This window comes from Nocardioides jiangsuensis (assembly GCF_019679455.1).
GTDB classification, from domain to species: Bacteria; Actinomycetota; Actinomycetes; order Propionibacteriales; family Nocardioidaceae; genus Nocardioides_C; species Nocardioides_C jiangsuensis.
In genome coordinates this window covers 508859-530724 of the sequence record NZ_JAIEZQ010000001.1, presented here as the reverse complement: position 1 = coordinate 530724, position 21866 = coordinate 508859, and the positions used below count along the sequence as shown (strand labels likewise).

20 protein-coding genes are annotated in these 21866 nt (G+C 72.0%); 17 read left to right on the top strand and 3 right to left on the bottom strand.

Annotated features, from left to right (window positions below; translation table 11 throughout):
- Nucleotides 1–3: 3 nt before the first annotated feature.
- The 5 genes from pgeF to K1X13_RS02535 all read left to right on the top strand — a co-directional run bounded on the left by pgeF (nucleotide 4) and on the right by K1X13_RS02535 (nucleotide 3306).
- Nucleotides 4–789 carry a peptidoglycan editing factor PgeF gene (gene pgeF, locus K1X13_RS02555; protein ID WP_221023466.1) on the top strand — a complete coding sequence of 262 codons (786 nt, stop codon included), beginning with the start codon at nucleotides 4–6 and terminating at the stop codon, nucleotides 787–789.
- Entirely contained in the window at nucleotides 786–1535 is a 750-nt protein-coding gene (locus K1X13_RS02550) for a YggS family pyridoxal phosphate-dependent enzyme (protein WP_308249346.1), read from the top strand. The genes pgeF and K1X13_RS02550 overlap by 4 nt, the downstream gene beginning before the upstream one ends.
- 58 nt (nucleotides 1536–1593) lie before the next feature.
- Nucleotides 1594–2088 carry a cell division protein SepF gene (locus K1X13_RS19875; RefSeq protein ID WP_221023465.1) on the top strand — a complete coding sequence of 165 codons (495 nt, stop codon included), beginning with the start codon at nucleotides 1594–1596 and terminating at the stop codon, nucleotides 2086–2088.
- A 10-nt stretch (nucleotides 2089–2098) separates the two neighbouring features.
- Nucleotides 2099–2389, top strand: coding sequence for a YggT family protein (locus tag K1X13_RS02540; RefSeq protein WP_221023464.1), 291 nt, complete (start codon nucleotides 2099–2101; stop codon nucleotides 2387–2389).
- Nucleotides 2390–2538: 149 nt separating this feature from the next.
- Entirely contained in the window at nucleotides 2539–3306 is a 768-nt protein-coding gene (locus K1X13_RS02535) for a DivIVA domain-containing protein (RefSeq protein ID WP_221023463.1), read from the top strand.
- A 178-nt stretch (nucleotides 3307–3484) separates the two neighbouring features.
- Here K1X13_RS02535 and ileS read toward each other — a convergent pair whose 3' ends face one another.
- Entirely contained in the window at nucleotides 3485–6655 is a 3171-nt protein-coding gene (gene ileS, locus K1X13_RS02530) for an isoleucine--tRNA ligase (RefSeq protein WP_221023462.1), read from the bottom strand.
- A 515-nt stretch (nucleotides 6656–7170) separates the two neighbouring features.
- On the opposite strand from ileS, the gene K1X13_RS19540 reads away from it, so the two are divergent.
- From K1X13_RS19540 to K1X13_RS02490, 8 genes are all read left to right on the top strand, one after another.
- Complete coding sequence (locus K1X13_RS19540) at nucleotides 7171–8007, top strand: TraR/DksA family transcriptional regulator (RefSeq protein WP_308249345.1); 837 nt, start codon at nucleotides 7171–7173, stop codon at nucleotides 8005–8007.
- On the top strand, nucleotides 7980–8600 hold the full coding sequence (locus K1X13_RS02520) for a signal peptidase II (RefSeq protein WP_221023461.1): 621 nt from the start codon (nucleotides 7980–7982) through the stop codon (nucleotides 8598–8600). The genes K1X13_RS19540 and K1X13_RS02520 overlap by 28 nt, the downstream gene beginning before the upstream one ends.
- A 17-nt stretch (nucleotides 8601–8617) precedes the next feature.
- Nucleotides 8618–9544 (top strand): RluA family pseudouridine synthase, encoded by a 927-nt coding sequence (locus tag K1X13_RS02515; RefSeq protein ID WP_221024521.1) that lies wholly within the window; start codon nucleotides 8618–8620, stop codon nucleotides 9542–9544.
- On the top strand, nucleotides 9531–10298 hold the full coding sequence (locus K1X13_RS02510) for a GNAT family N-acetyltransferase (RefSeq protein ID WP_221023460.1): 768 nt from the start codon (nucleotides 9531–9533) through the stop codon (nucleotides 10296–10298). Before K1X13_RS02515 ends, K1X13_RS02510 begins: the two co-directional genes overlap by 14 nt.
- 86 nt (nucleotides 10299–10384) lie before the next feature.
- Nucleotides 10385–10792 carry a PPOX class F420-dependent oxidoreductase gene (locus K1X13_RS02505; protein WP_221023459.1) on the top strand — a complete coding sequence of 136 codons (408 nt, stop codon included), beginning with the start codon at nucleotides 10385–10387 and terminating at the stop codon, nucleotides 10790–10792.
- 157 nt (nucleotides 10793–10949) lie between these two features.
- Nucleotides 10950–14522 carry a DNA polymerase III subunit alpha gene (gene dnaE / locus K1X13_RS02500; RefSeq protein WP_221023458.1) on the top strand — a complete coding sequence of 1191 codons (3573 nt, stop codon included), beginning with the start codon at nucleotides 10950–10952 and terminating at the stop codon, nucleotides 14520–14522.
- Nucleotides 14523–14572: 50 nt separating this feature from the next.
- Complete coding sequence (locus K1X13_RS02495) at nucleotides 14573–15136, top strand: hypothetical protein (RefSeq protein WP_221023457.1); 564 nt, start codon at nucleotides 14573–14575, stop codon at nucleotides 15134–15136.
- Nucleotides 15137–15230: 94 nt separating this feature from the next.
- Nucleotides 15231–16916, top strand: coding sequence for a DUF3352 domain-containing protein (locus K1X13_RS02490; RefSeq protein ID WP_221023456.1), 1686 nt, complete (start codon nucleotides 15231–15233; stop codon nucleotides 16914–16916).
- Between the two features lie 38 nt (nucleotides 16917–16954).
- On the opposite strand, the gene ybaK is transcribed toward K1X13_RS02490, so the two are convergent.
- A complete protein-coding gene (ybaK, locus tag K1X13_RS02485; RefSeq protein WP_221024520.1) occupies nucleotides 16955–17446 on the bottom strand; it encodes a Cys-tRNA(Pro) deacylase in 492 nt (163 codons plus the stop codon).
- Nucleotides 17446–18117 (bottom strand): LON peptidase substrate-binding domain-containing protein, encoded by a 672-nt coding sequence (locus K1X13_RS02480; RefSeq protein WP_221023455.1) that lies wholly within the window; start codon nucleotides 18115–18117, stop codon nucleotides 17446–17448. Before K1X13_RS02480 ends, ybaK begins: the two co-directional genes overlap by 1 nt.
- A gap of 104 nt (nucleotides 18118–18221) precedes the next feature.
- Between K1X13_RS02480 and hisD the strand changes: the two genes are divergently transcribed.
- Genes hisD through hisH form a run of 4 tightly spaced genes read left to right on the top strand, consistent with a single transcriptional unit; the run spans nucleotide 18222 to nucleotide 21833 of the window.
- Nucleotides 18222–19532, top strand: coding sequence for a histidinol dehydrogenase (gene hisD / locus K1X13_RS02475; RefSeq protein WP_221023454.1), 1311 nt, complete (start codon nucleotides 18222–18224; stop codon nucleotides 19530–19532).
- Nucleotides 19529–20596 carry a histidinol-phosphate transaminase gene (locus tag K1X13_RS02470; protein WP_221023453.1) on the top strand — a complete coding sequence of 356 codons (1068 nt, stop codon included), beginning with the start codon at nucleotides 19529–19531 and terminating at the stop codon, nucleotides 20594–20596. Before hisD ends, K1X13_RS02470 begins: the two co-directional genes overlap by 4 nt.
- Entirely contained in the window at nucleotides 20593–21204 is a 612-nt protein-coding gene (gene hisB / locus K1X13_RS02465; RefSeq protein ID WP_221023452.1) for an imidazoleglycerol-phosphate dehydratase HisB, read from the top strand. Before K1X13_RS02470 ends, hisB begins: the two co-directional genes overlap by 4 nt.
- Entirely contained in the window at nucleotides 21201–21833 is a 633-nt protein-coding gene (hisH, locus tag K1X13_RS02460) for an imidazole glycerol phosphate synthase subunit HisH (protein ID WP_221023451.1), read from the top strand. Before hisB ends, hisH begins: the two co-directional genes overlap by 4 nt.
- The last annotated feature ends 33 nt before the right edge of the window (nucleotides 21834–21866 follow it).

The following is a 21866-nucleotide window of genomic DNA, read 5'->3' as shown; positions in this document are numbered from 1 at the left end:
TCGTTGTTCGCCTTCCAGGACACGCGCGGGGTCATCGACGTCGCCTTCACCGACCGTCACGGCGGGGTCAGCGCGGGGCCGTACGCCTCGCTGAACCTCGCCGAGAAGGGTGAGGACGACGCCGTCACGGTGCGGAGGAACGTCGACCTCGTCGCCCACGCGTTCGCGCGGGGCGGCGAGGCGTACGACGGGGACCCGTTCGCGCTGCCCGAGGGGGTCCGCCCGCCGCTGGTCGTCCGCATGCACCAGGTCCACGGGGCCGAGGTCCACGTGGTCGACGAGGCGTACGTCGTCGCTCCGCACGAGCAGGAGACTCCGGTGGCCGACGGTCTCGTCACGGCCGTGCCCGGCGTGGCTCTCATGGTCCGGGTCGCCGACTGCGTCCCGGTGCTGCTCGCCGACGAGGCGCACGGCGTCGTGGGAGCGGCCCACGCCGGAAGGCCGGGGATGGTCGCGGGCGTGGTGACGCGCACCGTGACCGCGATGCGTGACCTGGGCGCGCAGCAGCTCGTGGCCTGGGTGGGGCCGCACGTGTGCGGCCGCTGCTACGAGGTCCCGGAGGAGATGCGCGCCGAGGTCGCCGCGGTCGTCCCCGAGTCCTACGCCGAGACGTCATGGGGCACCCCGGCCGTCGACGTGGGCGCCGGGGTCACCGCGCAGCTGCGGGCCGCCGGCGTGGAGGTGCTCGACGCCTCCCGCTGCACCCTGGAGGACGACGACCTCTACTCCTACCGCCGCCAGGGCGCCGCCTCGGGCCGCTCCGCCGGCCTGGTCTGGGTGCGCCCGTGAGCACGCGCACGAGCGGGACCGGGACCGAGACGGACGCCACCGCCACGCGGCGACGGACCGAGATCGAGCGCAACCTCGCCGCGGTGCGGGTCAGGATCGCCGACGCGTGCACGTCGGTCGGGCGTTCCCCCGACGAGGTCACGCTCACCGTGGTCACCAAGTTCTTCCCGGCGTCCGACGTACGCCTGCTCGCCGGGCTCGGCGTCACCGACGTCGGTGAGAACCGTCACCAGGAGGCCGAGGCCAAGGCGGCCGAGACCCGCGACCTCGGCCTGCGCTGGCATTTCGTCGGCACCCTGCAGAGCAACAAGGCGGCCGCGGTCGCGCGGTACGCCGACGTGGTCGAGTCCGTCGACCGGGCCAAGCTCCTCACCGGGCTGGCCCGTGGGGCGGCCGAGCGCGGCGCGGAGCTCGACTGTCTGGTCCAGGTCAGCCTCGACCCGCCCGGTGCGGGGGAGGGCCGCGCGGGTGTCGAGCCCGACGGCGTGCTCGACCTCGCCGAGCGGGTCGCGGGCACCGGGGGCCTGCGGCTGCGGGGCGTGATGGGGGTCGCCCCGCTCGGCGGCGACCCCGCCGCGGCGTTCGCCCGGCTCGCCGAGGTGGCGGCCGACGTACGACGGCTGGACCCCGAGGCCACCTGGGTCTCGGCGGGCATGAGCGCGGACCTCGAAGAGGCGGTCCGGGCCGGGGCGACACACGTGCGGATTGGCAGCGCGGTGCTCGGACGTCGCCCCACCATCAAGTAGTGTCAAGCAAGCAGCAGCGTCCTAACCGAGGGCGCGGAGTACCGGAGGACATCAGGTCATGAGCGGCGCAATGCGCAAGATGGGTGTGTACCTAGGCCTGCTCGAGGACACCGATCGTTTCGACGACGAGTACGCCTCCCACGACGAGTACGACGAGCGCGGACAGGCCCGTGGCACCGAGGCCGACCGGGCGGAGGCCGCGCGGCCCACGCCGGTCGCGAACATCGCCGAGCGTCGTCGTCCCGCGCCCGGCCCGACCGGTGTCGTGGCGGAGCTGTCGCGGATCACCACGCTGCACCCGCGCACCTACAACGAGGCGCGTTCGATCGGCGAGAACTTCCGCGAGGGAGTCCCGGTGATCATGAACCTGTCGGAGATGGACGACAACGACGCCAAGCGTCTCGTCGACTTCGCCGCCGGCCTCGTGTTCGCCGTGCGCGGCACCATCGAGCGGGTCACCAACAAGGTGTTCCTGCTCTCACCCCCGAACGTCTCGGTGGCCGCTGAGGACAAGCAGCGCATCGCCGAGGGCGGCTTCTTCAACCAGAGCTAGATTCGTCTCCGTGGTTAGTGCCGTCGCCCAGATCCTGAGCCTGGTCCTCTGGCTGTTCCTCGCGCTGCTCTTCGTCCGCTTCATCGTGGACTGGGTGCAGGTGTTCGCGCGGTCGTGGACGCCGTCGGGACCGATCCTGGTCGTACTCGAGATCGTGTACACGATCACGGATCCGCCGATCAACTTCTTCCGCCGGTTCATCCCGCCGCTGCGCCTGGGCAGCGTCGCGCTCGACCTGAGCTTCATGATCGTGCTGATCATCACGTACCTGCTGCTCAACCTGACCGAGAGCTTCGTCTAAGTGCTGGCGGCTCCCGGACGATACTCTTCTGTGGCTGCTCGACCATCGGGCAGCCCCGTTGCGCCCCCGCCCTCCGTGCGGAGTACCGTGGGCGCGACAGCGGCAGCGATGCCGCACGTTCCATCCGACTACGAATTAAGGGTGAGGTCATGCCGCTGACGCCTGAGGACGTGAGCAACAAGCGCTTTACTCCGGTCCGCCTTCGCGAGGGCTACGACATGGGCGAGGTCGACCAGTTCCTCGACGAGGTCGAGGCCGAGCTTGCTCGACTCACTCGTGAGAACGACGACCTGCGCTCGAAGCTCGCCAGCGCGCAGCAGGGCGGCCCCGCCGCGGCTGCCGCCCCGGTCCAGGAGAAGGCGCCCGAGCCCGTCAAGGCCCCCGAGCCGGTGAAGGCTCCCGAGCCCGCTCCCGCTCCCGCCGCCTCGGCGTCGAGCTCGGTGGAGACGATCAAGGTCGCCACCGTCGCGGAGGCGTCGAGCGCCGCCGCGCGGCTGCTCGAGATCGCCGCCCGCAACGCCGACGAGCTCGTCGGCGACGCCAAGGACCAGGCCGACAAGATCGTCGGCGAGGCGCGGACCAAGGCCGAGCGGCTCGAGTCCGAGTCCAAGGTCAAGGCCGACCGCATGGAGTCCGACGCCCGGACCCGCTCGCAGATGCTCGACTCCGAGACCGCCGAGCGTCGCCAGCAGCTCTTCGGCGACCTCGAGAAGGAGAAGGACAAGCTCAGCGCCGACGTCGAGAACCTCCGCTCCTTCGAGCGCGAGTACCGCAGCCGCCTGAAGAGCTACTTCCAGCAGCAGCTGTCCGCGCTCGAGGGCAACGGCGAGGGCGGTTCGCTCAGCTCGAGCGACCACGCCCCGAAGCGGCTCAAGTCCCTTCTCGGCGAGGAGAGCGGGCAGAGCCAGCACGGCTGACCCGCGCCAGCAGAGACAGACGCCGAAGGCCGGCTCCCCGCACGGGGAGCCGGCCTTCGGCGTTGTGCTTCGTCCGCGCGGTCCGGCGGACACCACCCCGGCGGGCACCACGGCGGGCAGCACCCGGCGGTCGCGGCGTCCCGGTCGCACGTCGCGGCCGGGACACCGCGCCGCGGGTTCACACGCGGGTGACCGAGAAGGTCAGCCCGAGGTCCGGGTCGTGTACGACGGACCCGGTGGGCGTGCCGTCGGCCGGGGCCACCGGCTGCCCCACGGGCTCGCCCTCGTGCATCTCGACCGCGAGCACCTCCCCGGCGACGAGCGGGCCGTTCTCGCGCAGCGCCTCGGCGGTCTCCCCGGTGGCCTTCCAGGTGAGCACGATCCGGTCGCTGACGTCGAAGCCGCTGTTCTTGCGGGCCTCCTGCACCAGCCGGACCACCTCGCGGGCCAGACCGGCCCGCACCAGGGCGGGGGTCAGCTCGAGGTCGAGCGCGACGGTCTCGCCCTGCTCGTTGACGACCGACCAGCCCTCACGCGGGCGCTCGGAGACGATCACCTCGTCGGGGAGGACCTCGACCTCCTCGCCGTCCACGCTGACCGTGGCGCGGCCGTGCTCGGCGAGCGCGGCGGCGAGGGCGGCGGCGTCGGCGGCGGCGACCGCGGCGGCGACCTGCGGGGTGCGCTTGGCGAACCGCTTGCCCAGCGCCCGGAAGTTGCCCTTGGCGGTGTGGTCCACGAGGTCGGCGCCGGCCGACGACAGCGGCTCGAGCGCGCCGATGTTGAGCTCGTCGGCCACCTCGGCGCGCAGCTCCTCCGTGAGCCGGGCCCAGGCCGCGGAGCCCACCAGCGCGCGGCGCAGCGGCTGGCGGGTGCGCACCTTGGCGTCGGCGCGGGCGGCCCGGCCGAGCTCGACGAGGCGGCGCGCGAGCGCGACCGCGGCCGAGAGCTCCTCGTCCACGTCGGCGTCGGTCCAGGTGGGCCAGTCGGCGAGGTGCACCGACTCCGGCGCCGCCGGGTCGACCGGGCGGACGACGTCCTGCCACACCCGCTCGGTGATGAACGGGGTCAGCGGCGCGAGCAGCTTGGTGACCGTGGCGAGGGTGTCGTGCAGGGTGGCCAGGGCGGCGGCGTCACCGTCCCAGAACCGGCGGCGCGAGCGCCGTACGTACCAGTTGGACAGGTCGTCGACGAACTGCGCCAGCAGGCTCCCGGCGCGCTGGGTGTCGAAGGCCTCGAGCGCCTCGGTCACCCCGCGGGTCAGCCGCGCGGTCTCCGCGTGCAGCCACCGGTCGAGGACCGGGCGGTCGGCGACCGGGGGCACGTCGCCGCCCGGGGTCCAGCCGGCGCTGCGCGCGTAGAGGACGTGGAAGGCGACGGTGTTCCAGTAGGTCAGCAGCACCTTGCGGACCGTCTCCTGGATGGTGCCGTGCCCGACCCGGCGGGCGGCCCAGGGGGAGCCGCTGCAGGCCATGAACCAGCGCACCGCGTCGGCGCCGTGCTGCTCCATCAGCGGCATCGGCTCGAGGATGTTGCCGAGGTGCTTGGACATCTTGCGGCCGTCCTCGGCCAGGATGTGGCCCAGGCAGAGCACGTTGCGGTACGACGACTGGTCGAAGACCAGCGTGCCGATCGCCATCAGCGTGTAGAACCAGCCGCGGGTCTGGTCGATCGCCTCGCAGATGAAGTCCGCCGGGTACGCCGTACGGAAGGCCTCCTCGGAGCCCTCGGCGTGCGGGAAGCCCCACTGCGCGAACGGCATCGAGCCGCTGTCGAACCAGGCGTCGATCACCTCCGGCACCCGGCGGGCCTCCTCGCCGCAGTCGGGGCAGGCGAAGGTGACGTCGTCGACGAAGGGCCGGTGCGGGTCGAGCTCGGACTGGTCGGTGCCGGTCAGCCCCGACAGCTCGGCCAGCGATCCGACGCAGGTCTGGTGGCCCTCCGCGCAGCGCCAGATCGGCAGCGGCGTGCCCCAGTAGCGGCTGCGGGACAGCGCCCAGTCGATGTTGTTGTTCAGCCAGTCGCCGTACCGGCCCCACTTGATCGTGTCGGGGAACCAGTTGGTCTTCTCGTTCTCCCGGAGCAGCGCGTCCTTGGCCGCGGTGGTGCGCACGTACCACGACGGCTGGGCGTAGTAGAGCAGGGCGGTGTGGCAGCGCCAGCAGTGCGGGTAGGAGTGCTCGTAGGCCAGGTGGCGGAAGAGCACGCCGCGCTTGTCGAGGTCCTTCACCAGGTCGGCGTCGGCGTGCTTGAAGAACTGGCCGCCGACCAGCGGGAGGGAGTCCTCGAAGTGCCCGTCGGGGCGCACCGGGTTCACCACCGGCAGCCCGTAGGCCTTGCACACCGTCATGTCGTCCTCGCCGAACGCGGGGGACTGGTGGACGAGACCGGTGCCGTCCTCGGTGGTGACGTACTCACCGAGCACCACGAAGTGCGCGGGCGTGCTGCCGGCGGGGAACTCGACGAGCTCGAAGGGCCGCTGGTAGGTCCAGCGCTCCATGTCGCGGCCGCGCACCGTCGCCTCGACGGTCCAACCCTCGCCGAGGGCGGTCTCGAGCAGCGGCGCGGCGACCACCAGGGTCTCCTCGCCGTTGCCGGCCACCACGTAGTCCACGTCGGGGTTCGCGGCGACCGCGGTGTTCGACACCAGCGTCCAGGGGGTGGTGGTCCACACGAGCAGGCTCGCCCGGCCGGCGTACGGGCCGGAGGTCAGGGGCATCCGGACGTAGACGGACGGGTCGGTGACGGTCTCGTAGCCCTGGGCGAGCTCGTGGTCGGAGAGCCCGGTCCCGCAGCGGGGGCAGTACGGCGCCACCCGGTGGTCCTCGACGAGCAGGCCCCGGTCGTGGATCTGCTTCAGCGCCCACCACACGGACTGGACGTAGGAGGGGTCCATGGTCCGGTAGGCGTCCTCGGTGTCGACCCAGTAGCCCATCCGCTCGGTCATCTGCTCGAACGCCCCGACGTGGCGCAGCACGGACTCACGGCACTTGGCGTTGAACTCCGCGACGCCGAAGGCCTCGATGTCGCCCTTGCCGGAGAAGCCGAGCTCCTTCTCGACCGCGAGCTCGACCGGCAGGCCGTGACAGTCCCAGCCGCCCTTGCGGTCGACGTGGTAGCCCTGCATGGTCTTGAAGCGGGGGAAGACGTCCTTGAAGACGCGGGCCTCGACGTGGTGGGTGCCCGGCATGCCGTTGGCGGTGGGCGGGCCCTCGTAGAACGTCCAGGGCTTGGCGCCGTCGGTGCGCTCCAGGGACCGCTCGAAGGTCCTCTGCTCGCGCCACAGCTCGAGCACGTCGTGCTCGAGGGCGGGGAGGTCCACCTGAGGCGGGACGGGGCGGTACTCACTCACGGGTTCTGTCCTTCACACCGGGTCAACCTGGCGAAGGGACGAGCCCGGCCGTCGGCCGCACCCGCGGTACCACCCTCCTTGGCCGGCTCCTGGCGGAGGCCGACCCTCTCGTGAGGTCATCGCTGCCGGTTCTACCCGCCCCGAGGGGCGCTCTTCCGGCGGCTCCGGGGTGATCTTCACCGTTGCCGACACCCCCGGGCTCCCACCGTCCCCGGGTCGCTCGTGGCCGTACAGGGCTACTCGTCCCATCAACGCCGTGCGATGCCGCCAAGTCTGCCAGACCGTCCGGGCAGGCCACACACCGGTTTTCGGGCGAACGGCGGTGCCGATGTGAGACGGACGGTCCGATTTGTGGTGGTCCGGGCGCACGGCGGTGCTTCCCGGGCTGTGCCGGGACGGTGGAGATTGTGCGTCGGAGTTGGCGAGTTCTGTTGCTGAGCCCCTCCGAGGGGCATATTCTCGCGGCACGCGTGTGGCTGCTGCCACACCTTCTGTATTGAGGGGGCCGCTCCACCATGTCACGCTCGACCGCGAAGAAGCTCGCCGGCAGGACCGCTGCGGCAGCCAAGCGCGTGACGTCCACGGTCGCCCGCAAGGCCTCGCCGGGCTCCACCGGCTCCACCGGCTCGGCTCCCGCGAAGAAGACGCCGGCGGCCAAGGCCCCCGCGAAGAAGGCGCCGGCCGCCAAGGCCCCGGCGACGAAGTCCCCCGCGAAGAAGACTCCCGCGAAGACGGCCTCCACGGCCACGACCGCGGTGAAGAAGACGTCGGTGAAGAAGACGCCGGCGAAGAAGGCTCCCGCCAAGAAGGCTCCCGCCAAGAAGGCCACGGTGAACAAGATGGCAACCACGAAGAAGGCAACGAGCAGCACGGCTCCGGCCACCCGGACCACGGCGAGGGCCGCGGCGAAGAAGGCCCCGGCGCGAAGCACGGCGAAGAAGTCCACGGCGGAGGCTGCGAGCTCGCTGGCGGTCAAGTCCGACGAGGAGCCGTGGACCACCGCGGAGCTCGCCGAGGTCCGCGACGAGCTGAACCAGTACGCCGACCGGCTGCGGCACGAGCTGCACGACGCCGAGGAGGAGCTCGCCGGGCTCATGCGCGACGCCGGTGACGGCGCGGGCAACGACCAGGCCGACGTCGGCTCGACCACGTTCGAGCGCGACCACGAGATGAGCCTGGCCAACAACGCCCGCGAGATGCTGGCGCAGACCGAGCGGGCGCTCGCGCGCATCGACGACGGGAGCTACGGCGTCTGCGAGAGCTGTGGTCAGCCCATCGGCAAGATGCGGGTCATGGCTTTCCCGCGTGCGACACTGTGCCTGTCATGCAAGCAGCGCGAGGAGCGTCGCTGAACACCAGCGACCAGTCGAACCCCCAGTCCCAGCCACGGTCCCGGCGCCGGTACCTCTGGCTCTTCGCCGCCATCGCGGCGGTCGCCTTCGTCACCGACGTGGTCACCAAGATCATCGCGGTCGACCGGCTCACCGGTGAGCCCCCGGTGGAGCTGGTCGGCCACTACTTCTCGCTGTACCTCACCCGGAACCCCGGCGCGGCCTTCAGCACCGGTACGTCGTACACCGTCGTGCTGTCCGGCATCGCCGTCGTCGCCGTCGTGGCGGTGCTGTGGACCGCGCGCAGGCTCGGCAGCGTGGGCTGGGCGATCGGCCTCGGCTGCCTCCTCGGCGGCGTGGCCGGCAACCTCAGCGACCGGATCTTCCGGTCGCCCGGGCCGTTCCGCGGCCACGTGGTCGACCTCTTCATGTTCCCGAACTTCCCGGTGTTCAACGTCGCCGACATCTGCATCAACATCGCCGCCGGGGTGATCATCCTGCAGGCGCTGCGGGGCGTGCGGGTCGACGGCGGCCGGCACGAGGAGCCGGCGCGCGACCGCGAGCCCCGGCCCGCGACCGACCCCGGCGCCGCCGGCGGAGGGACCCGCCCGTGACACTGGACGCAGGCGGCATGGAGCGCCGCAGCCTGGTGGTGCCCGACGGCCTGGCGGGGGAGCGGCTCGACGCCGCCCTGGCGCGGCTGTTCGGCCTCTCGCGCACCCGGGCCGCCGACCTGATCGCCGCCGGTCACGTGACCCTCGACGGCAAGCCCGTCGCCAAGTCCGACCGGGTCGAGCCCGGCGCCTTCCTCGACGTGGAGATCCCGTCGCTGGTGGACCCGGTCGCGGTGGTGCCGGAGACCGTCGAGGGAATCAAGATCATCCACGACGACGAGTCGATCGTGGTCATCGACAAGCCGATCGGCGTCGCGGTGCACCCCAGCCCCGGCTGGACCGGACCCACCGTCGTGGGCCACCTGCGGGCGGCCGGCTTCCGGATCGCGACCAGCGGTGCCGCCGAGCGACAGGGCATCGTGCAGCGGCTCGACGTCGGCACCTCCGGCGTCATGGTGGTCACCAAGTCCGAGCACGCCTACTCGGTGCTCAAGAACGCCTTCCGCGACCGCACCGTCGACAAGACCTACCACGCGCTGGTCCAGGGCCACCCCGACCCGCTCCGCGGCACCGTGGACGCCCCGATCGGGCGGCACCCGCGCTACGACTACAAGTTCGCGGTGATGGCCGGCGGCCGCGACAGCGTCACGCACTACGAGACGCTCGAGGCGCACCGGTTCGCCAGCCTGCTGGAGATCCACCTCGAGACCGGCCGGACCCACCAGATCCGGGTGCACATGTCGGCGCTCAAGCACCCCTGCGTCGGCGACCTCACCTACGGCGCCGACCCGGTGCTCGCGCAGCGGGTCGGACTCGAGCGGCAGTGGCTGCACGCGGTACGCCTCGGCTTCGAGCACCCCGAGACGGGGGAGTACGTCGAGTACGAGTCGCCGTACCCCGACGACCTGCAGCGCGCCCTCGACGCGCTGCGTGACGAGTACTGACGGGGACGCGGGGATGGAGCGGTCCGACGGCGTAGCCGACCTCGTGGTGCGCCTCGGCGTGCCCGACGACCTCGACGCGGTCGCCGCGATGTTCTCCGAGACCCGGCTGGCGGCGGTGCCGATGATGCCCCCGCCGGTGCACACCCCCGACGAGGACCGCGCGTTCCTCTCCGACCAGCTGCACGGCGACCGTGAGGCGTGGGTCGCCGAGCTCGACGGCGAGGTGGTCGGACTGCTGCTGCTCGAGGACGACTGGGTGCACTCGCTCTACGTCGCGGCCGGCCGGACCGGCCAGGGCATCGGCACGGTGCTGCTCGACCTGGCCAAGGGGGTCCGTCCCGACGGCCTCCAGCTGTGGGTCTTCGAGTCCAACACCGACGCCAGGCGCCTCTACGAGCGCGAGGGCTTCGTCGCGGTCGAGCGCACCGACGGCGCCGGCAACGAGGAGAAGGCCCCCGACGTGCGGATGGTGTGGCGCGGGGACCTCGCCGAGCTGCGCGGCCGGATCGACGAGGTCGACGACCGGCTCGCCGACCTGCTCAACGAGCGGGCCGCCCTCACCGCGGAGGTCCAGCGCCGCAAGACGGTCCCGGGCCACGCCGGCCGCGACGCCGAGCGCGAGGCGGAGATCGTGGCCCGGATGGCCGCCCGCACCCCCAACCTGGGTCCGGAGCGGGTCGCCGCGATCATGCACACCGTGATCGCGGTGAGCCTCGACGCCGCCGGCGACGCGGTCGACGCCGACCGTCGCTAGCCGTACGGCGGCGTCGCCCGCCGCGCTAGGTTCGGGGACGCCCGCCCGGGACGTCCCCGGGCACCCGCCGTACCGATGGAGGACCCATGCCCGCCGCACCGCTGCCCGACGACGTCCGCGACCTGCTCGCCAAGCCCAACCCCGCGGTGATCACCTCGCTGCGGCCGGACGGCGCGCCGGTGTCCGTGGCCACCTGGTACCTGCTGGACGGCGACCGGGTGCTGGTGAACATGGACGAGGGCCGCAAGCGGCTGGAGTACCTGCGCGAGGACCCGCGGGTCTCGCTGACCGCCCTCGACGAGGCGGGCTGGTACACCCACGTCAGCCTCCAGGGCCGCATCGTGGAGCTGCGCGAGGACCCCGACCTGGCCGACATCGACCGGCTCTCGACCCACTACACGGGACGGCGCTACCCCAACCGCGAGCGGGCCCGGGTCAGCGCCTGGATCGAGGTCGACCGGTGGCACGGGTGGGGCTCCGCGGCGCGCTCCTGACCTGTGGTCCGGCGCACCCGGGACTGTCGGAGGGTCCTGCCACGATGGGGCTCACGGGTCACGTAGGCTGACTTCTCTTCCCCAAGAGGTCCAGCGGCGGTGACCCCCGTCGGCTGTTGTTTGTCTGTGTTCGGGTTGGAAGGGGCGATCGCCGCCAATGTCAGTCGGGTCCGGTTCGAACGACTCGTTCGTGCACCTGCACGTGCACACCGAGTACTCCATGCTCGACGGCGCGGCGCGCCTCACCGCGCTGACCGAGCGGGCCGCCGAGCTGGGGATGCCGGCGGTGGCGATGACCGACCACGGCAACGTCTTCGGCGCCTACGAGTTCTACAGGAAGGCCAAGTCCGCCGGCGTCAAGCCGATCATCGGCATCGAGGCCTACTTCACGCCGAACATCTCCCGTTTCGACAAGCGCGGCGTCAACTTCTACGACGGCGGTCCGGACGACGTCTCCGCCCGCGGTGCCTACACCCACATGACGCTGCTCTCGGAGAGCACCGAGGGCATGCACAACCTGTTCCGGCTCTCCACGGGCGCCTGGCGCGACGGCTTCTTCAAGCACCCCCGGATGGACCGCGAGCTCCTGGCCCAGCACGGCAAGGGCATCATCGGCACCACCGGCTGCCCCTCGGGCGAGGTGCAGGTCCACCTGCGCTACGGCAACTACGCGGCGGCCCGCCAGACCGCGGCCGACTTCCAGGACATCCTCGGCCGGGAGAACTACTTCCTCGAGCTGATGGACCACGGCCTCGACATCGAGAAGCGGGTCCGCGACGGCCTGCTCCGGCTGGCCAAGGACCTCCAGATCCCGCTGCTGGCGACCAACGACTCGCACTACGTCAACCGCGAGGACGCGCCGTCCCAGGAGCACCTGCTCTGCATCAACTCCGGCAGCACCATGGACATCCCGGCCGGCGACGGCCCCGGGCAGCGGTTCGCCTTCAGCGGGGACGGCTACTACCTGAAGTCGGCCGCCGAGATGCGGGCTCTGTGGGACGGCAAGTACGGCCTGCGCGAGGCGTGCGACAACACCCTGCTCATCGCGGAGCGGTGCGACGTGTCGTTCACCGAGGGGAACGGCACGTACATGCCGCGCTTCCCCTGCCCGCCCGGCGAGAACGAGGACTCCTGGCTGGTCAAGGAGGTCGAGAAGGGCCTGCAGTTCCGCTACCCGGGCGGGGTCCCCGCGGAGGTCCGCAAGCAGGCCGAGTTCGAGATCGGCGTCATCACCCAGATGGGCTTCCCGGGCTACTTCCTCGTGGTCGCCGACTTCATCAACTGGGCCAAGGAGAACGGCATCCGGGTCGGCCCCGGCCGTGGCTCCGGAGCCGGGTCGATGGTCGCCTACGCGATGCGGATCACCGACCTCGACCCGCTCAAGCACGGACTGATCTTCGAGCGGTTCCTCAACCCCGACCGCATCTCGATGCCCGACTTCGACATCGACTTCGACGAGCGTCGGCGCGGCGAGGTGATCCGCTACGTCACCGAGAAGTACGGCGACGACCGGGTCTCCTACATCGTCACCTACGGCACCATCAAGGCGAAGCAGGCGGTCAAGGACTCCTCCCGGATCCTGGGCTACCCGTTCGCGATGGGTGACCGGATCACCAAGGCGATGCCGGCCGCGGTGATGGGCAAGGACGTCCCGCTCAACGACATCTTCGACCCCCAGCACAAGCGGTACGGCGAGGGCGGGGAGTTCCGCGGCCTCTACGAGTCCGACAACGACGTGAAGCGCGTCGTCGACACCGCGATCGGCATCGAGGGCCTCAAGCGGCAGTGGGGCGTCCACGCCGCCGGCGTCATCATGTCCAGCGAGCCGCTGGTCGACGTGATCCCGCTGCTCAGGCGGCCCGCCGACGGCGCCATGATCACGCAGTTCGACTACCCGACCTGCGAGACCCTCGGCCTGATCAAGATGGACTTCCTGGGGCTGCGCAACCTCACGGTCCTCGACGACGCGGTCAAGAACGTCGAGGCCAACCGTGGCGAGACGGTCGTCCTCGAGGAGCTCGAGCTCACCGACCCGAAGACCTACCAGCTCCTCGCCCGCGGCGACACGCTCGGGGTGTTCCAGCTCGACGGCGGCCCGATGCGCGCCCTGCTGCGCAGCATGCGCCCCGACACCTTCGAGGACATCTCCGCGGTCGGCGCGCTGTACCGCCCCGGTCCGATGGGCGCGGACTCGCACAACAAGTACGCCCGCCGCAAGAACGGCCGCGAGGAGGTCGTGGCGATCCACCCCGAGCTGGCCGAGCCGCTCGAGGACATCCTGGGTGAGACCTACGGTCTGATCGTCTACCAGGAGCAGGTCATGGCGATCGCGCAGAAGCTCGCCGGCTACTCCCTGGGTCAGGCGGACCTGCTGCGCCGGGCGATGGGCAAGAAGAAGAAGGAGGAGCTCGACAAGCAGTTCGAGGCCTTCTCCGCGGGCATGCAGGAGCGCGGCTACTCGATGGCCGCGGTGCAGACGCTGTGGGACATCCTGCTGCCCTTCTCCGACTACGCGTTCAACAAGGCGCACTCCGCGGCGTACGGCCTGGTGTCGTACTGGACGGCGTACCTCAAGGCGAACTTCCCGGCCGAGTACATGGCGGCGGTCCTGACGTCCGTGAAGGACGACAAGGACAAGATGGCGATCTACCTCAACGAGTGCCGCCGGATGGGCATCAAGGTGCTCCCGCCGGACGTCAACGAGTCGGACTCGAACTTCACCCCGGTCGGCACCGACATCCGCTTCGGCCTGTCCGCGATCCGCAACGTCGGCACGAACGTGGTCGACGCGGTGGTCGCCGCCCGCGCCGAGAAGGGGCGCTTCACCGACTTCGGCGACTTCATGGGCAAGGTCTCCACGCTGGTCTGCAACAAGCGCGTGATCGAGTCGCTGGTCAAGGCCGGCGCGTTCGACTCGCTCGGCCACCGTCGCCGGGCCCTGGTCACCATCCACGAGAACGCGGTCGACCAGTACGTCGACATCAAGCGCAACGAGGCGATCGGCCAGGACTCCCTCTTCGGGGGCCTCGACAGCGCCGGCGAGGACGGCGGCTGGGGCGTGTCGATCGCGATCCCCGAGATCGACGAGTGGGACAAGCAGACGCTGCTCGGCCACGAGCGCGACATGCTCGGCCTCTACGTCTCCGACCACCCGCTGCTCGGCCTGGAGCACATCCTGGCCAACGGCACCGACTGCACCATCGGCCAGCTGCTCCTCGACGAGGAACGGACCGACGGCTCGACGGTCACCATCTCGGGGCTGATCACCTCGGTGCAGCGCAAGATCACCAAGCGCGGTGACGCGTGGGCGATGGTGACCCTGGAGGACCTCGAGGGCGCGATCGACATCCTGCTCTTCCCCAGCGCCTACCAGCTCGCCTCGACCCTGCTCACCGAGGACGCGATCGTCACGGTCAAGGGCCGGCTGAGCCGGAGCAAGGACCAGCCGGAGATGCACGGCCAGGAGGTCAGCCTCCCCGACCTCAACGACGGTCCCGCCGGGCCGGTGGTGATCAGCCTGCCCTCGACCCGCTGCACCCCGCCGGTCGTGGAGCAGCTCAAGGACGTGCTCGGCACGCACCCCGGGGTCACCGAGGTGCGGCTGCGGCTGATGACCAAGACCTCCACCACCGTGATGAAGCTCGACGACCGGCTGCGGGTCACGCCCACCTCGGCCCTGTTCGCGGACCTGAAGGCGCTGCTCGGTCCGAGCTGTCTGGCCGGGGTGTGAGTCGCCCGGCCCCCGGGTCCGGCGCCGGCGCTGCTGGTCCGGCCCCGTCCGTGCGACGGCATGCGGGCGCCGCCGCCGACGTGGCCGCGGTCCTCGGCACCCTGCTGGGGCTCGGCGTGATGTGCGGTGTCGTGTGGTGGGCGCTGGTCGACCCCGCGGTGTTCACCGCCGGCCGGCGCGGCGGCTCGATGGGCGAGGCCGAGCTCGCCAAGCGCTTCGACAGTGACGGCTGGTACGCCGTCGTCGCCGCCGTCGCGGGTTTCACGGCCGGGGTCGTGCTCACCTGGTGGCGGCAGCGCGACCTGCGCCTGACCACGCTCACCCTGGTGCTCGGCTCCGGGCTCGCCGCCGCGACGATGGCGCTGACCGGGTGGCTGCTCGGCCCCGGGGATCCCGACGCCGCCCTTGCCCAGGCGCGGCCGGGGGAGAAGGTGCCCGTCGAGCTCCTGGTCACCGCCCCCGCGAGCTACCTCGTCTGGCCGGTGGCCGTGCTGCTCGGTGCGCTGATCATCCTGTGGTCGCCACCGAAGGACGAGCCGTCCGGCGCACGCCGCGACCACGACGCGTTCGGCCATCTCGGCGAGGACCGCACCGAGGGCGGCCCGGCCCGGTAGCGTAGGCCCCGCAACGACGGGGGCGGTCTCGGCGCGTCTCGTCGCGGATCGCACCCATCCTTGAGAACCACCTTTCACGCACGGGGAGACAGCCATGTCGTCGTACCAGCCCACCGGTCCTGACGAGCCGACGGGAGCCGGGTCCCCGGAGTACCTCGGCGCGGGCGGCGCCGAGCAGTCGCGGCCCACGCGCCGCGGCCCCCTGCTCGCCGTGGCGGCCCTCGGCGTTGTCGCGGTCGTCGGCGTCGGCGGCTGGGGCGCCCTGGCCCTGATGGGCGGTGGGAGCCAGCCCGCCGACGCGGTGCCCGCGGACGCGGTCGGCTACGTCAGCCTCGACCTCGACCCCTCCGCGGAGCAGAAGATCGAGGCCGTGCGGATCCTCAAGAAGTTCCCCGGGCTCGAGAAGGAGCTCGACCTCGAGGCGAAGGACGACCTGCGCCGGCTGATGTTCGAGCAGATCCAGGCCGACGGCATCTGCACCGACCTCGCCTACGGCGACGACGTGGCCCCGTGGATCGGTGACCGGGTCGCGCTGGCCGTCGTCCCTGGTGACGGCGAGGACGCAGGTCCGACCCCGGTGCTCGCCCTGCAGGTCACCGACGAGGACGCCGCCCGGACGGGCCTGGAGAAGCTGTCGTCCTGCGAGGACAACACCGGTGGCTCCGGCGACACGTCCGAGGGTGACGCCGAGGGCGGCTTCGCCTTCGTCGGCGACTACGCCGTGGTCAGCGACACCCAGAAGCACGCCGACGCGCTCGCGGCCGCAGCCGCGGAGGCGTCGCTGGCCGACGACGCGGAGTTCCAGGAGTGGACCGACGCCGTGGGTGACCCCGGGATCGTGACCATGTACGCCTCCGCCGAGGCCCCCGAGGTGCTCGCCGAGCTCAGCGAGTCGGGCGACGCCTGGTTCGACTACGCGCCGAGCGGGACGACGGCCCGGCTCGAGGCCGGGGCCGGCGCCGACCGGATGCGGGAGGTGCAGGAGCTCTACGCCGACTTCGAGGGCATGGCCGGGGTGGTCCGGTTCGAGGACGGTGCGATGGACGTGGAGGTCGCCGGGAAGGGCATGCCCGCCGGCGTCTCGCAGAAGGCGGCCGGCCCGAGCCTCTCCGACCTGCCCGCCACGACCGCGGCGGCGTTCACCGTGGGCCTCGAGGACGGTTGGCTCGGCACCTGGCTCGACTCGATGTCGGGCGTCTTCGGTCCCGGGATGTCCACCGAGGAGATGCTCCGCGAGGCCGAGGCGCAGACCGGTCTGGCCCTGCCCGAGGACGTCGAGGCGCTGCTTGGGGACGGCTTCAGCATCTCGGTCGACGGCGACGTGGACGTCCATGCCCTGATGCATGCCGGCGACCCGACCACGGTGCCCGTCGGGGTCCGCGTCTCCGGCGACCCCGCCGAGGTCACGGCCGCGGTCGACAAGGTCAAGGCCGCCATCGGCCCCGACGCCGACCTCCTCCAGGTCGAGCAGGCCGAGGGCCTGGTCGCCCTGGGCCTGGACCCGGCGTACGTCGCCCGGCTCGTGGAGGAGGGGGCGCTCGGCGACGACGTCGCCTTCCAGGAGGTGCTTCCGGAGGCCGACGAGGCGACCAGCGCCTTCTACCTGAGCTTCGACGCCGTCGAGAAGCTGGCCAAGGACTTCACCGAGGCGGCCGGGAAGACCGGCCCCGACGAGCTGACGATCCAGGAGAACCTCGCCCCGCTCGACGCCCTCGGCGCCAGCAGCTGGGTGGACTCCGACAACGTCGTGCGCGCCCGGTTCCGCCTCACCACCGACTGACCGGGCACCGGCTCACCACCGACTGACCGGGCACCGGCTCAGCTCCGGCCGATCCGCGCCGTCGTCGCCGAGGTGACGCGGAGCAGGTCGGCCGGAGCGAGCTCCAGGTCCAGGCCCCGCCGGCCGCCGGAGACGAAGACGGTCTCGAAGGCGAGCGCCGACTCGTCCACCACGGTCGGGTGCGGACGCTTCTGGCCCACCGGGGAGATCCCGCCGACCACGTAGCCCGACGCGCGCTCCGCCACGGCCGGCTCGGCCATCACGGCCTTCTTCGCGTCCAGGGCCGCGGCGACCGCCTTGAGGTCGAGCCGGCCCGAGACCGGGACCACCCCGACGGCGAGCCGGCCGTCCGCCGAGACGAACAGGGTCTTGAAGACCCGCGCCGGGTCGACGCCGAGCGCCCGGGCGGCCTCCAGGCCGAAGGACTCCGCGGCCGGGTCGTGGTCGTAGGGATGGGTCGTGAACCCGACCCCGGCGCGCGTGAGGGCCACGGTCGCCGGCGTACCGCCGGGAGCGTTCCTGCGCGCCATCAGTTCGGGGACCACCCGGTGCGGGCCACCTCGGTGGCGGGCAGGGACGGGATCGCGCGCATCGCCCGCATCTCCTCGCGCAGCGACATCCGCAGCATGATGAGCCGCTCGCGGGCGGAGTCCGCCTCGAGCAGGGCCTGCCGCTCGCGCAGGGTCAGCAGGCAGGTCGCCGCCAGCGTGTAGGACAGGTACGTCGGGTCGCGGGGGAGGGCCCCGTCGAGGACGTCGGCGCCGCGCAGCTCCGACAGCCGGGCCCGGTAGACCGCGAACGTCTCGAGAGCCCGGGCCGCCTCCTCCGCCGTACCGGCCTTGCGCGGGTCGTCCGGGAGGTGGGTGACCTGACCCACGAGGAAGGGGCCCGAGGTGTCCATCGCGTCGAGGCGGAACCGGGAGCGGCCGACCACCTCGATGTCGAAGCGCCCGTCCTCGTACGGCTCGACCGACGTCATCTGCGCCACGCAGCCGATCCGGTGCACCGACCGCGAGCCGTGCGAGCCGACCTCGTAGCCCTCCCGGATCGCCACCACGCCGAAGAGCCGCTCGCTGCGGTCGTGGATGGTCAGCAGGTGGTGGACCAGCGCCCGGTACCGGTCCTCGAACACGTGCAGCGGCATCGTCACGCCCGGGAACAGCACGGTGTTCAGGGGGAACATGGGCAGCTGCGAGGTCACGGGGACAACCTACCCACCGGCTTACCCACCGGGGCATCCCTGCGGGGTCCGCGCGCTGACACACCGCGCAGGGCGGCTCACCGCGCAGCCCTACACTGGGACCCATGATCCGCCGTATCGACCTCAGGGGCGCGTCCGCGGACGCGGCTCCTGACTACCGCACCGTGGTGCCGCGCGCAGAGCTCGACGTCGAGGCCGCCCTCGACGTCGTCCGTCCCATCTGTGACGCCGTGCGCCATCGCGGGGTCGAGGCGATCACCGAGTTCGCCGCGAAGTTCGACCGGGTCGAGCAGACCGACATCCGGGTGCCGCGGGAGGCGCTGACCGAGGCGCTCGACGCCCTCGAGCCCGCCGTCCGGGCCGCGCTGGAGGAGTCGATCCGCCGGCTGCGGATCACCTGCGAGGCCGAGCTCGAGTCCGACGTGGTCACCGAGGTGGTGCCCGGCGGCACGGTCACCCAGCGGATGGTCCCGGTCGAGCGGGTCGGTCTCTACGTGCCCGGCGGCCTCGCGCCGCTGGTCTCCAGCGTGGTCATGAACGTGGTTCCCGCCCAGGTGGCCGGGGTGAGCTCGATCGCGCTCACCTCCTCCCCGCAGGCGTCCAACGGCGGCCTGCCGCACCCGACCATCCTCGCGGCCTGCGCGCTGCTCGGGGTGGACGAGGTCTACGCCGTGGGCGGTGCGCAGGCGGTCGCGATGTTCGCGTACGGCGCCGGGCCCTGCCGGCCGGTCGACCTGGTCACCGGGCCGGGCAACATCTACACGGTCTCCGCGAAGCGGCTGCTCAAGGGCGTCGTCGGCATCGACTCCGAGGCCGGCCCGACCGAGATCGCGATCCTCGCCGACGACAGCGCCGTGCCCGCGCACGTCGCCGCCGACCTGATCAGCCAGGCCGAGCACGACCCGCTGGCGTCGTCCGTGCTGGTCACCCCGTCCGAACGGCTCGCCGGTGAGGTCGAGGCCGAGCTCGACAAGCAGGTGTCGGTCACCCGGCACGTCGAGCGGGTCCGCACCGCGCTCGGTGGCCGTCAGTCCGCGATCGTGCTGGTCGAGGACCTCGAGCAGGGGCTCGCCGTGGTCAACGGCTACGCCGCCGAGCACCTCGAGATCCAGACCGAGGACGCCGGCCGCTGGGCCGGCCGGGTCCGCAACGCCGGGGCCGTGTTCGTCGGCGCGTTCGCCCCGGTCTCGCTCGGCGACTACGCCGCCGGCTCCAACCACGTGCTGCCGACCGCCGGCTGCGCGTGCCACTCCTCGGGCCTGTCCGTGCGGTCCTTCCGCAAGGCCGTGCACGTCGTCGAGTACACCGACGCCGCGCTGCGCGACATCGCCGACCACGTGATGACCCTCGCCGACGCCGAGGACCTGCCAGGTCACGGCGCCGCCATCCGGGTCCGTCTCGAGGACCGCCGATGACGCTTCCCCTTCGGGAGGAGCTGCGTGGCATCGAGCCGTACGGCGCCCCCCAGCTCGACGTGCCCGTGGCCCTCAACGTCAACGAGAACCCCTACGGCCCGAGCGAGGCGGTGGTGGCCGACGTCGCCGCCGCGGTCGCCTCGGTGACCGGCACCCTCAACCGGTACCCCGACCGCGAGTTCACCGCGCTCCGGGTCGCGCTGGCCGACTACCTCGGCCACGGTGTGGCCCCGGAGCACGTGTGGGCCGCCAACGGGTCCAACGAGGTGATGCTGCAGATCCTCCAGGCGTTCGGCGGCCCGGGCCGGGTCGCGGTCTCCTTCGCGCCGACGTACTCGATGTACCCGGAGTACGCCCGCGACGCGAGCACCGGCTGGGTCGTGGGACACCGCGAGGACGACTTCTCCCTCGACGTGGAGCACGCCCTCGCCGTGATCGCCGAGCACCGGCCGACCGTCGTGCTGCTGCCGTCGCCGAACAACCCCACCGGCACCGCGCTGCCGCTCGACACGGTCAAGGCCGTCTGCGCGGCGGCCCCGGGGGTGGTGGTGATCGACGAGGCGTACGGCGAGTTCCGGCGCACCGGCACGCCGAGCGCGCTGGAGCTACTCGCCTCGACGCCGAACCTGATCGTCTCGCGGACCATGAGCAAGGCGTTCGCGCTGGCCGGGGCACGGCTGGGCTACCTGGCCGCGTCGACCGAGATCTGCGACGCGCTGCGGGTGGTGCGGCTGCCGTACCACCTCTCGGCGGTCACCCAGGCCGTGGCCGGCGTCGCGCTGAGGCACGCCGACGAGCTGCTGGCCCGGGTCGACGACCTGCGTGCCGAGCGGGACGCGACCGTGTCCTGGCTTCGGGAGCAGGGCCTCGAGGTCGCCGACAGCGACGCGAACTTCTGCCTGTTCGGCCGGTTCGAGGACCGGCACGCGGTGTGGCAGGGTCTACTCGACCAGGGGGTGCTGATCCGCGAGACCGGCCCCGACGGCTGGCTGCGGGTCTCGGTCGGGACACCGGAGGAGATGGCGGCCTTCAAGGCCGCCCTGTTGGAGGTACTAGGACGATGAGCAGCCCAGACAACCGCCGCGCACGCATCGAGCGGGAGACGAAGGAGTCGAAGGTCCTCGTCGAGCTCGACCTCGACGGCACCGGGCACGCCGACGTCTCCACCGGCGTGGGGTTCTACGACCACATGCTGTCCTCGCTGGCGCGGCACTCGCTGATCGACCTGACCGTGCACACCGACGGCGACACCCACATCGACGCCCACCACACCGTCGAGGACACCGCGATCGCGCTCGGCGACGCCCTGCGCGAGGCGCTGGGGGACAAGAAGGGGATCCGCCGCTTCGGGGACTCCCTGGTGCCGCTCGACGAGGCGCTCGTGCAGTGCGCGGTCGACGTCTCCGGCCGCCCGTACTGCGTGCACACCGGCGAGCCCGAGGCGCAGGTCTTCGTCACGATCGGGGACTCCTACCTCGGGTCGCTGACCCGGCACGTCTTCGAGACGCTGGCCTTCCACGCCCAGATCGCGCTGCACGTGCGGGTGCTCTCCAGCCGCGACCCGCACCACCTCGTCGAGGCGCAGTTCAAGGCCGTGGCCCGTGCCCTGCGCGACGCGATCGCCTACGACCCGCGCGAGACGGGCGTGCCCAGCACCAAGGGCAGCCTGTGACCAAGTTCGTCGTGGTCCTCGACTACGGCTCCGGCAACACCCGCTCGGCGGTCCGCGCGCTCGAGCGCGCCGGGGCCGACGTGACACTGACCGCCGACCGGAAGGCCGCCGCGGACGCCGACGGCCTGGTCGTGCCCGGCGTCGGCGCCTTCCGCGCGTGCGTCGAGGGGCTCCGCGCGGTGAAGGGGCACGAGGTGATCGGACGGCGTCTCGCCGGCGGCCGTCCCGTGCTCGGCATCTGCGTGGGCATGCAGATCCTCTTCGCGCACGGCGTCGAGCACGGCGACGACACGGTGGGGCTGGCCGAGTGGCCGGGGGTCGTGGAGCGCCTCCAGGCGCCCGTCGTACCCCACATGGGCTGGAACACCGTCGAGGTGCCCGAGGGCAGCAGCCTGTTCCGCGGGATCGAGGGGGAGCGGTTCTACTTCGTGCACTCGTACGGCGTCCGCGAGTGGGTCCTGGAGACCCACGGCCGGACGCGCCCGCCGCTGGTGACCTGGGCCGAGCACGGCGGTGACCGGTTCGTCGCCGCGGTCGAGAACGGGCCGCTGTGCGCGACCCAGTTCCACCCGGAGAAGTCCGGCGACGCCGGTGCCGCGCTGCTGCGCAACTGGGTCGAGTCGCTGTGACGCCCCGGCCCCGCCGGGGGACCGAGGCCGCGC